The sequence below is a fragment of the Streptomyces sp. NPDC044002 genome (genome assembly GCF_056434525.1).
In genome coordinates this window covers 153859-165120 of the sequence record NZ_JBWKEZ010000011.1, presented here as the reverse complement: position 1 = coordinate 165120, position 11262 = coordinate 153859, and the positions used below count along the sequence as shown (strand labels likewise).

10 protein-coding genes are annotated in these 11262 nt (G+C 72.7%); 2 read left to right on the top strand and 8 right to left on the bottom strand.

Annotation, left to right across the window (positions count from 1 at the left end; translation table 11 throughout):
* Positions 1-112: 112 nt before the first annotated feature.
* Genes AC07A6_RS11685 through AC07A6_RS11675 form a run of 3 tightly spaced genes read right to left on the bottom strand, consistent with a single transcriptional unit; the run spans position 113 to position 2951 of the window.
* Complete coding sequence (locus AC07A6_RS11685; protein ID WP_478776978.1) at positions 113-1291, bottom strand: dipeptidase; 1179 nt, start codon at positions 1289-1291, stop codon at positions 113-115.
* Positions 1288-1815 carry a 5-(carboxyamino)imidazole ribonucleotide mutase gene (gene purE, locus AC07A6_RS11680; RefSeq protein ID WP_362468060.1) on the bottom strand — a complete coding sequence of 176 codons (528 nt, stop codon included), beginning with the start codon at positions 1813-1815 and terminating at the stop codon, positions 1288-1290. Before purE ends, AC07A6_RS11685 begins: the two co-directional genes overlap by 4 nt.
* On the bottom strand, positions 1812-2951 hold the full coding sequence (locus AC07A6_RS11675; RefSeq protein ID WP_478776977.1) for a 5-(carboxyamino)imidazole ribonucleotide synthase: 1140 nt from the start codon (positions 2949-2951) through the stop codon (positions 1812-1814). The genes purE and AC07A6_RS11675 overlap by 4 nt, the downstream gene beginning before the upstream one ends.
* Before the next feature lie 209 nt (positions 2952-3160).
* Between AC07A6_RS11675 and AC07A6_RS11670 the strand changes: the two genes are divergently transcribed.
* On the top strand, positions 3161-3697 hold the full coding sequence (locus AC07A6_RS11670) for a GtrA family protein (protein WP_362468064.1): 537 nt from the start codon (positions 3161-3163) through the stop codon (positions 3695-3697).
* 12 nt (positions 3698-3709) lie between these two features.
* On the opposite strand, the gene AC07A6_RS11665 is transcribed toward AC07A6_RS11670, so the two are convergent.
* A complete protein-coding gene (locus AC07A6_RS11665) occupies positions 3710-4975 on the bottom strand; it encodes an ATP-binding protein (RefSeq protein WP_362468066.1) in 1266 nt (421 codons plus the stop codon).
* 37 nt (positions 4976-5012) lie between these two features.
* Positions 5013-5690: a response regulator transcription factor gene (locus tag AC07A6_RS11660; RefSeq protein WP_099891841.1), complete on the bottom strand. Its 678-nt coding sequence runs from the start codon at positions 5688-5690 to the stop codon at positions 5013-5015.
* A 471-nt stretch (positions 5691-6161) separates the two neighbouring features.
* Between AC07A6_RS11660 and AC07A6_RS11655 the strand changes: the two genes are divergently transcribed.
* Positions 6162-7679, top strand: a complete 1518-nt coding sequence (locus AC07A6_RS11655) for a peptide MFS transporter (protein WP_478776976.1) — start codon at positions 6162-6164, stop codon at positions 7677-7679.
* 62 nt (positions 7680-7741) lie between these two features.
* Here AC07A6_RS11655 and AC07A6_RS11650 read toward each other — a convergent pair whose 3' ends face one another.
* Genes AC07A6_RS11650 through AC07A6_RS11640 form a run of 3 tightly spaced genes read right to left on the bottom strand, consistent with a single transcriptional unit; the run spans position 7742 to position 11255 of the window.
* On the bottom strand, positions 7742-9112 hold the full coding sequence (locus AC07A6_RS11650) for a hypothetical protein (protein WP_362468071.1): 1371 nt from the start codon (positions 9110-9112) through the stop codon (positions 7742-7744).
* Positions 9109-10212 carry a neocarzinostatin apoprotein domain-containing protein gene (locus AC07A6_RS11645; RefSeq protein WP_362468073.1) on the bottom strand — a complete coding sequence of 368 codons (1104 nt, stop codon included), beginning with the start codon at positions 10210-10212 and terminating at the stop codon, positions 9109-9111. Before AC07A6_RS11645 ends, AC07A6_RS11650 begins: the two co-directional genes overlap by 4 nt.
* Complete coding sequence (locus AC07A6_RS11640; protein WP_478776975.1) at positions 10209-11255, bottom strand: COG1470 family protein; 1047 nt, start codon at positions 11253-11255, stop codon at positions 10209-10211. The genes AC07A6_RS11645 and AC07A6_RS11640 overlap by 4 nt, the downstream gene beginning before the upstream one ends.
* Positions 11256-11262: the final 7 nt, after the last annotated feature.

Below are 11262 nucleotides of genomic sequence, written 5' to 3'. Positions count from 1 at the left end.
GGGGCCGGGAGCCCGGCCGGGGTCGGAGGGCGTCTCGGGGCTGGGGGCGGGGCCGGGGCCGAGGGCCGGGCCGGGGCCGAGGGCCGGGCCGGGCCGGCCCGGCCGGGGCCCGTCAGGGGTGGGCGTTGGAGGGGCCCCGGGTCGCCGAGAGCTCCCGGGACGTCGATTCCGCGTCGCGCAGCACCCGTACCGCGTTGGACCAGGTCAGCTTCGCCAGGTCGGCCCGGGACCAGCCGCGCCCGATCAGTTCCGCGATCAGGTTCGGGTAGCCCGACACGTCGTCCAGCCCCGCCGGGGTGAACGCGGTGCCGTCGAAGTCGCCGCCGATGCCGATGTGGTCGACGCCGGCGACCTCCCGCATGTGGTCCAGGTGGTCGGCGACGGTGGCGGCGGTGGCCACCGGCCGCGGCCGGGCCGCTTCGAACTCCCGGTGCAGGGCCATCGCCTCCGGGGTGGTGTCGAGGTGGTGGAAGCCGTGCGCGCGCAGGTTCTCGTCCGCCGCGAGGGTCCACTCGACGGCGGCGGGGAGGATGAACTTGGGCACGAACGTGGCCATCGCCACCCCGCCGTTGCCGGGCAGCCGCTCCAGCACGTCGTCGGGGACGTTGCGCGGGTGGTCGCAGACCGCGCGCGCCGAGGAGTGCGAGAAGATCACCGGCGCCGCCGAGGTGTCGAGGGCGTCGCGCATCGTCGTCGCGGCGACGTGCGAGAGGTCCACGAGCATCCCGATGCGGTTCATCTCGCGCACGACCTCGCGGCCGAAGCCGGTGAGGCCGCCGTGGCGGGGTTCGTCGGTCGCCGAGTCCGCCCAGTCGATGGTGTCGTTGTGCGTGAGCGTCATGTACCGCACGCCCAGCTGGTGCAGGGCGCGCAGGGTGGCGAGCGAGTTGTTGATGGAGTGCCCGCCCTCGGCGCCCATCAGCGAGGCGATCCGGCCCTCGGCGCGGGCCGCCTCCATGTCGTCCGCCGTCAGCGCGCGCACCAGCGAGCCCGGGTAACGGGTGATCAGCTGGTCGACGGCGTCGATCTGCTCCAGGGTGGCGCTGACCGCCTCGTCGCCGCTGTAGTCGGAGCGCACGTACACGGACCAGAACTGGGCGCCGACCCCGCCGGCGCGGAGCCGGGGGAGGTCGGTGTGCAGGTGGTCCGACTGGTCGCCGGCGATGTCCCGCCGGTCGAGGTCGTAGCGGACCTGCTGGCGCAGCGCCCAGGGCAGGTCGTTGTGCCCGTCGACGACCGGGTACTCGGTGAGCAGCTCCCGGGCCTGCGCCAGCAGGTCCGCCGCGCTCACTTGCCGAACCCGAAGGACTCCGCGCCCGCGACCTTCGTACGCAGCCGCTTGCCCTTCTCGGTGGCCTGCTCGTTCAGCTCCTGCTGGAACTCGCGCATCCGGCCGAGCAGCTCCGGGTCGTGCGCGGCCAGCATGCGTACGGCCAGCAGGCCCGCGTTGCGCGCTCCGGCGACGGAGACGGTGGCGACGGGGACCCCGGCGGGCATCTGGACGATCGACAGCAGCGAGTCCATGCCGTCGAGGTACTTCAGCGGGACCGGCACGCCGATGACGGGCAGCGGGGTGACGGAGGCGAGCATCCCGGGCAGGTGGGCGGCTCCGCCCGCACCCGCGATGATCGCCTTCAGGCCCCGGTCGGCGGCCTGCTCGCCGTACGCCACCATCTCGCGCGGCATGCGGTGGGCGGAGACGACGTCGACCTCGTAGGGGATCTCGAACTCGTCCAGGGCCTGGGCGGCGGCCTCCATGACGGGCCAGTCGGAGTCCGAGCCCATGACGATGCCTACGACGGGGGAGGTGCTCATTCGGTGATCGTTCCTCTGAGGTAGCCGGCTGCGTGACGTGCGCGCTCCAGCACATCGTCCAGGTCGTCGCCGTAGGTGTTGACGTGGCCGACCTTGCGGCCGTGTTTCACGTCCTTGCCGTACATGTGGATCTTCACCTGCGGGTCGTGGGCCATGCAGTGCAGGTACCCCGCGTACATGTCGGGGTAGTCCCCGCCGAGCACGTTCGCCATGACCGTCCAGCGGGCCCGGGGGCGCGGGTCGCCCAGGGGGAGGTCCAGGACCGCGCGGACGTGGTTGGCGAACTGGGAGGTGACCGCGCCGTCCTGGGTCCAGTGGCCGCTGTTGTGCGGACGCATGGCCAGTTCGTTGACGAGGATGCGGCCGTCGGTGGTCTCGAACAGCTCCACGGCCAGGTGGCCGGTCACGTCGAGTTCCTTGGCGATGCGCAGGGCCAGGGCCTGGGCCTCGCCCGCGAGGGCTTCGGAGAGGTTGGGGGCGGGGGCGATCACCGTGTCGCAGACCCCGTCCACCTGGATGGACTCGACGACGGGGTAGGCCACCGCCTGGCCGTGCGGGGAGCGGACGATGTTGGCGGCGAGCTCGCGGACGTAGTCCACCTTCTCCTCCGCCAGGACGGGGACGCCCGCCTTGAAGGGCGCCTCCGCGTCCTCGGGGGTGCGGACGAACCACACGCCCTTGCCGTCGTACCCGCCGCGCACCGTCTTGAGGATGACGGGGAACCCGCCGGCCTCTTCCGCGAAGGCCGCCACGTCCGCCGGATCGCTCACGATCCGGTGGCGGGGGCTGGGCGCGCCGATCTCGTCGAGCTTGGCGCGCATCACCCCCTTGTCCTGGGCGTGCACCAACGCGTCGGGCCCCGGCCGGACGGGGATGCCGTCCGACTCCAGGGCCCGGAGGTGCTCGGTGGGTACGTGCTCGTGATCGAAGGTGATCACGTCGCAGCCGCGCGCGAAGGCGCGCAACGTCTCCAGATCGCGATAGTCGCCGATGACGACGTCGCTCACGACCTGGGCCGCCGAGTCCTGTGGGGTGTCACTGAGGATCTTGAATCTGATGCCGAGGGGGATACCCGCCTCGTGGGTCATGCGGGCGAGCTGACCGCCGCCGACCATGCCGACTACCGGGAACGTCACGCCTCCAGGGTATCCGCCGGTATTCCGCCATTCGGACGTGACCCTGGCGCGGACCCGCCGGTGGCCCCCGGCGGCCGTGTGTGCCGTACGTCGCAAGGGGTGCCGGGGCGCGGACTCCCGCCACGGGGGACACTTAGCATGGTGTGGTTGACGAGATCGGGTGACACGCCGCCACGGGGCGACGACGACGGACAGGACTGAACCATCACATGAGCAGCACGCCGAACGCCGTTCCGCTGTCCGAGCGCTTGCGCGGTCTGGCCCGGGAGGTCGTCAAGTTCGGAGCGGTCGGCGGAGCGGGCGTCCTGGTCAACTTCGGCGTCTTCAACCTGCTGCGCAGCACGACCGACCTGCAGACGGTGCGCGCGAACGTGATAGCCATCGTGGTCGCGATCATCACGAACTACGTGGGGTTCCGCTACTTCACCTACCGTGACCGCGACCTGGGCAGCCGGCGCCGCGAGATGGTCCTCTTCGTCCTGTTCAGCGGGATCGGCATGGTCATCGAGAGCGGTGTCCTCTACGTCGGCACGTACGGCTTCGGCTTCGACGGCTCGCTCGCCAACAACGTCTTCAAGTTCGTCGGCATGGGCGTGGCGACGGTGTTCCGCTTCTGGTCCTACCGGACCTGGGTCTTCAAGGCCCTGCCCACGCCGGCCGCGCACTCGCTGGTCGTCGAGCAGCGCGACGGGCACGAGGAGCCCGCGGCCCCCCGCGCCCCCGAGCCCGCGGCCAAGCAGGGCTGACGGCGCTGACGGCTACCTGACCGTACGCTCCGGCTCCGCGCGCTCCGGGGCGGTGCGGCTGAGGAAGAGCGCGAACACCGGCGGCCGGCTCTGGAGCAGTTCCAGACGGCCGCCGTCCGCTTCCGCGAGGTCCCGGGCGACGGCCAGGCCGATGCCGGTGGAGTTCCGGCCGCTGATGGCCCGCTCGAAGATCCGGTTGCCGAGGTCTGCCGGGACGCCGGGGCCCTCGTCCGTGACCTCGATGACGGCCTGGTTGCCGGTCACGCGGGTCCGCAGGGCGACAGTGCCGCCGCCGTGCATCAGGGCGTTCTCCACGAGGGTCGCCAGGACCTGGGAGACCGCCCCGGGGGTGCCGACGGCGCGCATGCCGGTCTTGCCGGAGCGGACCACGGCCCGTCCCGCGCTGCGGTAGGCGGGCCGCCACTCCTCCACCTGCTGCTTGACGACCTCGTCCAGGTCGAAGGGGACCGCCGAGCCGGTCCGGGGGTCCCGGGAGTTCGTCAGCAGCCGCTGGACCACGTCCGTGAGCCGCTCCACCTGGGTGAGGGCGATGGTCGCCTCCTCCCGCACGGTCTCCAGGTCGTCGGTGACCGTGATCTCCTCCAGCCGCATCGACAGGGCGGTGAGGGGGGTGCGCAGCTGGTGGGAGGCGTCGGCGGCCAGGCGCCGCTCGGCGGTCAGCATGCGGGCGATCCGCTCGGCGCTGGAGTCCAGCACGTCGGCGACCCGGTCCAGCTCGGGGACCCCGTAGCGCTTGTGCCGGGGCCGCGGGTCGCCCGAGCCGAGCCGTTCGGCGGTCTCGGCGAGGTCGGTGAGCGGGGAGGCCAGCCGGTTGGCCTGGCGCACGGCGAGCAGTACGGCCGCCACGACGGCCAGCAGCGCCACCGCGCCGACCACGGCCAGGGTCCGCCCGACCTCCCTGGTGACGGTGGCGCGGGACTCCTCGACCACCACGTGCACGCCGCCCTCGCCGCGCGCGGTGCCGCGGATGACGCTGTCGTCGATCCGGTCGCCGACCTCGACGACCGGGCGGCCGGGGATGGTGATGCGGGCGTACGTGCCGAGGTCGAGCTGCTCGGCGATGGCGCCCGCGTCGACGGGCTTGTGCTCCAGGGCGTCCGCCTCGACGATGCCGAGCAGCCGCAGCGCCTCGGAGCCGATGCGGTCCTGGGCGCTGCTGGTGATGGTCCGGGTCTCCACGATGACGAGGGAGACCCCGAACACGGCGATCACGACGAGCACCACGGCGAGCGTGGAGTTGATGAGGCGGCGGCGCATGCCTTAGAGGATGCCCGATGCCCCGGAGGGCGTGGCCTCAGCTCTTCTCGAAGCGGAAGCCGACGCCTCGGACGGTGGCGATGTAGCGGGGGTTGGCGGCGTCGTCGCCCAGCTTCTTGCGGAGCCAGGAGATGTGCATGTCGAGGGTCTTGGTGGAGGACCACCAGGTGGTGTCCCAGACCTCGCGCATCAGCTGGTCGCGGGTGACGACCCGGCCGGCGTCGCGGACCAGGACGCGCAGCAGGTCGAACTCCTTGGCGGTGAGCTGGAGCTCCTCCTCCCCCATCCAGGCGCGGTGCGACTCGACGTCGATGCGGACGCCGTGGGTGGCGGGGGCCTGGGTGGCCTCGTTGGCGCCGCGCCGCAGCAGGGCCCGTACGCGGGCCAGCAGCTCGGCGAGGCGGAAGGGCTTGGTCACGTAGTCGTCGGCACCGGCGTCGAGGCCGACGACCGTGTCGACCTCGTCGGCCCGGGCGGTCAGCACCAGGATCGGGAAGCCGTGGCCCTCGGCGCGCAGTCGCCGGGCCACCTCCAGGCCGTCCATGCCGGGCAGGCCCAGGTCCAGGACGACGAGGTCGACGCCGCCCTGCAGTCCGGCGTCCAGGGCGGTGGGGCCGTCCTCCCGGACCTCGACCTCGTACCCCTCCCGGCGCAGGGCGCGGGCGAGGGGTTCCGAGATGGATGCGTCGTCCTCGGCGAGCAGTACACGCGTCATGTGGGTGATGGTAGTCCGCGGCGGCTGAAAGCAGGCGCTTGCCCGCACACCCCTCTCGAACTGGGCTTATGGACTACTACCCGCCTTCGAACATGACGTATCGGTTCCCGGAATGCCTGTGATCCATCTCTCAAGCCCTTCCATATGCATCGGTGCCCTGTCGTATGGTGGCGGAACGCCCGATGCACTACCGAGGGGACATTTGCGCTCAAATCCGAGCCAAGAACCTCAAATTCTGCTCTGGTCGGTTGGTTCCGGCCCAGATGACAGTGAATGACCTATGGGCCGGGCCCGGCACGCGAGGAGGCGTGCGGGGCGTGGATCCCGGTTACGGCTGCCCCGTCACCCCGCCATAGCGGGACACGAGACCCCAGGGCGTGGGGTGGGACATCCGTCGCCGGTGCCGGCCAACCCCCACCGGGCGCTGAACAGCTCACGAAGCCAAGCGTCCCGAGCAAGCAAGGATCGACCATGGCTTCCAGCCTGACGAAGGACTCGGCGACTCCGGCGCCGGAAAAGACCTTCTTCGGCCACCCCCGTGGCCTGGCCACTCTGTTCATGACCGAGATGTGGGAGCGCTTCTCCTACTACGGCATGCGGGCCCTTCTCGTCTACTACCTGGTCTCGGGCGGCGCCGACGCCGCGACGGGCAGCCAGGGCGGCGGTCTGGCCATGACCGCGGCGACGACCACGGCGATCTACTCCGTGTACGTCTCGATGGTCTACCTGATGGCCATGCCCGGCGGCTGGTTCGGTGACCGCGTCTGGGGCGCCCGCAAGACGGTCGCCATCGCCGGCTTCATCATCATGGCGGGCCACCTCTCCCTGGCGATCCCCGGCCAGGCGATGTTCTTCGTCGGTCTGATCCTGGTCGCGGCCGGCTCCGGTCTGCTGAAGGCCAACATCTCCACGATGGTCGGCCACCTCTACGACGGTCCGGACGACCCGCGCCGTGACGGTGGCTTCACCCTCTTCTACATCGGCATCAACCTCGGTGCCTTCGTCGCTCCGTTCGTCGTCGGCACGATCGGCAAGGAGCACAACTGGCACCTCGGCTTCGCGCTCGCGGCCGTCGGCATGGGTCTGGGCCTCGCCCAGTTCCTGATCGGCACCAAGAACCTGAGCCCGAAGAGCAGCCAGGTCCCGAACCCGCTGACGCCGGAAGAGCGCAAGGCCGTCCTGACCAAGGTCGCCCTCGTCGCCGTGGTCGCTGCCGTCTTCTACGGCGCCGTCGTCGGCATGGGCATGTACACGCTCAACTGGGCCCTGGTCCCGCTGACGCTGGCCGGCCTGATCATCCCGATCGCCGTCCTGGTCCGCATCAAGCGCGACAAGGACCTGTCGGGCGCCGAGCAGTCGAAGATGACCGCCTACATCTGGTTCTTCATCGCCGCCGCCGTCTTCTGGATGATCTACGACCAGGGTGGCTCCACGCTGTCCCTGTTCGCCGACTCCAAGACCGCCGACACCGTCTTCGGCTTCGAGTTCTCGGCCACCTGGTACCAGTCGCTGAACCCGCTGTTCGTGATGGCGCTGGCCCCGGTCTTCGCCTGGGCGTGGCTGTGGCTGTCGCGCAAGAACCAGGAGCCGAACACCATCGTGAAGTTCGCGATGGGTCTGGTCCTGATCGGTGCCTCGTTCTTCGTCTTCATCGTCCCGATGGGCATGGCGACGGGCGACACCAAGGTCTCCCCGATGTGGCTCGTCTCGATCTACATGATCCAGACCATCGGTGAGCTGTGCGTCTCCCCGGTCGGCCTCTCGGTCACCACCAAGATGGCCCCGCAGAAGTACGCCTCCCAGATGATGGGCGTCTGGTTCCTCGCAGTCACCGCCGGTGACTGCACCACCGGCCTGCTGTCCATCGCCGGTGTCGACCTCAACGGCACGTGGGTGATCGGCTTCCAGGCCGCCGCCGCGGCCCTGGCCGGCTTCGCGGTCTTCACCTACCGCAAGAAGGTCCAGGCCCTCATGGGCGACGTGCACTGACGCACCCCGCACGAACACGGAACGGCCCGGCACACCGGAAGGTGTGCCGGGCCGTTCTGCTGTCAGCGGGTGCCGCGCAGGCGGCGCCACGGGGTGAAGGTGAAGACCGCGCCGCCGAGCAGGATGACGGTGCCGGCGACCAGGGCGAGGGCCCCCAGGCCGCCGTCGTCGTCGGCGCCGGTCTCGGCGAGGCCGCCCGAGGTGCCGGAGCTGCCCGAGGCCGCGGAGCCCGAGGTGCCCGAGGAGGTGGAGCCCGAGCCGCCCGGCTGGGCGGTGGTGTCCAGCTCCAGGGAGACGCCGCTGCTGGCCGCCTTGCAGGGCACGTTGATCGGGGTGGAGCCCGGGGCCATCGTGACGTCGATCGTCAGCTGGTCGGGGCTCAGCGTCACCTTGCCCGACTTGCCGGGCTTGTAGGTGCCCGTCATGTCGCTGAGGCTGACCGGGGCCTTGTCCGGGATCGGCTCGGCGTTGGCCGGGCCGGTGACCTTGACCGTGCCGCTGTCGGCGCCGCCGAGCTTGATGTCCATGGAGGGCTTGAGGGCCCCGGCGGGCAGCGCCATGGGGGCGGCCATGGCTCCCTTCGCGGTCTTGACCGTGAGGTCGAAGGCGCCGCTCGCGTTCTTCTTGGCGTTGACCGTGACCGGGGTCTTGATGCCGCCGGGGACGACCGCGCCGCAGTCGTAGGCCACCTCGACGGCCTTGCCCGGGAAGTCGGTCTGGCCGCCGCTGCCGCCGGAGCCGCCGCCCGAGCCGCCCGTGGTGGTGGCTCCGCCGGTGGTGGTGGCGCCGCCCGTCGTCGTACCGCCCGTCGTCGTACCGCCGGTCGTCGTGCCCCCGGTCGTCGTGCCGCCCGTCGTCGTACCGCCGGTGGTGGTGCCGCCGGTGCCGCCGCCGTCCGTCACGTCGATGACCGCCCCTCCCTTCACCTCGCCCACCGGAGCGCACTTGGTGACGAAGGTGCCGAAGGAGAAGGTCACCGCGACCTCGTACTTGCCGGGGGTCACGGTGATCTTGCCGGCCTTGGTCAGCTTCAGCTTGCCCTTCATGACGGACATCACCATGGGGGCCTTCTTCGGGATCTCCGGGTTCTTCTTCTCCCCGACGACCTTGACCTCCCCTCCCCCGCCGCCGACGGTGAGCCAGCCGGTGGGCTGGACCGAGTCCTTCGGGATCACCATCAGGTCGGTGTTGTTCGAGGCCGGCTTCACCGTCTCCCACGACACGTCGACCTCGTCGCCGACCTTGGCCGAAGCCGGTGCGGTGATCTTGGCGGTGGTCTCGCCCTCCACCGGGTCGCCACCGCCGGCCGGCGGTACGCACTTCACCTTGAACGTGGCTTCGGCGGCCTGGGCGGGGGAAGCCGCCACGGCGACACCCGCGCCGCTGAGCAGCAGCGCGACCAAGGCCGCGCTCGCCCTCCGTTGGGTCTTCACAATGGTCCCTTCGTCGTCGGACTGTGATCGGACGGTGCGGATGTCTGTGGGGGCCCCTCGTCCCGCGGCTGCGGTGGCGGCTGCGGGGTGAACCACGGGAGGGCCGGCGGCCGGTCCCCCGGAGGAGCTCCCGCGGCGGTGGCCCGGGGCAGCCGGGCGGTCTCCGCCGCGGCCGGGTCCGGGGCGGCCTTCGGGCCCCGGTGGCGGCCGGGGGCACCCGCGCGGGGGCGGACCCGGTCGACGACGGCCATGCCCGCCCGGAAGAGCGCCGTCGGGACGACCACCAGCAGCAGGCCCCAGAAGAGCAGCACCCCGTACGGGCGGTCCACGCCCCAGGGCTGGGCGGCCAGGACCGTGTCCCCGTACTTGAGGGAGACGGTGTAGTCGCCGTGGGCGCCCGCCGGCAGGGCCACGTCCAGCGCGACCTCCGCCTTGCCGCCGGGCGGGATCGTCCCCTTCCAGCGGGCCTCCTCCCACACCGGGGCGAAGACCCCCCGCGCGGTGCCGAGCTGGAAGACCGGGTCCTTGACCGGGGCCGAGCCGAGGTTGCCGACGGTGGCGGTGAACGTGCGGCCGGGCGGGGCCCCGAACCAGGTCAGCACCCCGTCCTCGCCCTTGAGCCGCACCCCCGTCAGCATCGCGAGGCGGGCCGTGCCCGACTCGGCGGGCAGGTCGGCGACCGGATGGCCGGTGATCCTGATCGGCACGGCCACCGTGGACTGGTCCCCGTTGACGGAGGTCACGTTGACCACGCACGGGCAGGGCTTGGGCGGCTCCGCGACCGGCAGCCGGGCGGTGAAACGGCCGTCGTCGGTGACGGAGACGGCCGCGCCGTCGGCGTTGGCGCAGCTGTTGGTGCCGCCGATCATGTTCTGGCCGCAGACCAGCAGCATGACCAGGGTCTTCGGCCGCCAGCCGGTGCCGGTGACCGTGATCTCGGTGCCCTTGGCCGCCTCCTGGAGGGAGAGCGCTGCGGCGGGCTTGCCCTCGGCCGCGGTGGCCGGGGCGGCCGCCGCGAGCAGCGGGAGCAGGGCCAGGGCGAGTGCCGCCAGGGCCGCGCCGAGGGGGGATGCGGCCTTCGCGCCGGCCGTGCGGCTCACCTGGGTGCTCCCGTCAGCTCGTGCTCGGGCTCGTTCTCGTGCTCGTGCTCGTGCTCGTGCTCGTTCGCTGCCGCGTCCTCCCGGGCCGGTGCCCCGCCCGGCGGGCCCCCCGCCGCGCGCCCCGGGCGCCGGGTGCGCCGGGCCCGTACGAGGAGCAGCGCGGCCAGGGCGGTACCGGCGAGGGCGAGCAGGGCGCCGGCGGCCAGGCCGGCGGTGCCGCCGGGGGCCAGCCAGGCCTCGGCGGTGGCGGTGGCCGGGGCGGCGCCGGGGGCGGTGGCGGTGAGGGTGAGGGCGACCCGGTCGAGGGCGGGCGCGTCGGGCCAGGGTTCGCTCAGCCGGGCCCGGCGGCCGGGCAGCAGCTCGACGGGCAGGGCGCGGGCGGGCCGGCCGGCGGGCTCGTGCAGGGCGCCCTCGGCGCGCAGGGCGAGTTCGGGGGTGAGGGTCACGTTGCCCCGGTTGACCAGGGTGTAGTCCACGGTGGTGGCCGCGCCGTGGCCGCGTACGGAGACGTCCTCGACGGTGAGGGCGGCCACGGCCGGGCCCCCGACGCGCAGGTGGATCCGTACGCCCGCCTCGCGGCCGGGCCCGGTGGCGACGACGGCGGCCGGGTGGTCGCCGGGCGGGGCGGCGGGCGGCACGGTGACGGTGAAGGGGACCACCGCGCGGGTGCGGGGCGGGAGCTTCACGGTGGCGGAGCCGCCGAAGCTGATCCAGGACCCCGCGCCGGAGGCCCCCGGCGCGGCGGGGCGCACGGCGAGGGCGCCGTCCGGGGCGTTGTCGGCGTCGGCGCCGCGCAGGGTGACGGTGTACTCGCGCTCGCCCGGGTTGTCGAGGGCGAGGCGGTCCTCCAGGACGGTGCCGGCGGGGCCCGCGAGGTAGAAGTACGGGCGCGCCGGGCCGGGGCGGGCGGCGGCGGGCGCGGCGGTCCAGGCGGGCGCGGCGGGCTCGTCGGCGGCCGCGCCCGGGGCGCCGTACAGGGCGGCGGCGGCGAGGAGTGCGGCGCCGAGCCGCCGGGGGCCGCGTCGTCCGGGTATGGGGGGCACGGGCGGG

Excerpts from the sequence above, each read along its gene's own strand:
- purE (WP_362468060.1), bottom strand. The coding sequence starts at position 1,815 with ATGAGCACCTCCCCCGTCGTAGGCATCGTCATGGGCTCGGACTCCGAC.
- AC07A6_RS11670 (WP_362468064.1), top strand. The coding sequence starts at position 3,161 with ATGAGCAGCACGCCGAACGCCGTTCCGCTGTCCGAGCGCTTGCGCGGT.
- AC07A6_RS11665 (WP_362468066.1), bottom strand. The coding sequence starts at position 4,975 with ATGCGCCGCCGCCTCATCAACTCCACGCTCGCCGTGGTGCTCGTCGTG.
- AC07A6_RS11660 (WP_099891841.1), bottom strand. The coding sequence starts at position 5,690 with ATGACGCGTGTACTGCTCGCCGAGGACGACGCATCCATCTCGGAACCC.
- AC07A6_RS11655 (WP_478776976.1), top strand. The coding sequence starts at position 6,162 with ATGGCTTCCAGCCTGACGAAGGACTCGGCGACTCCGGCGCCGGAAAAG.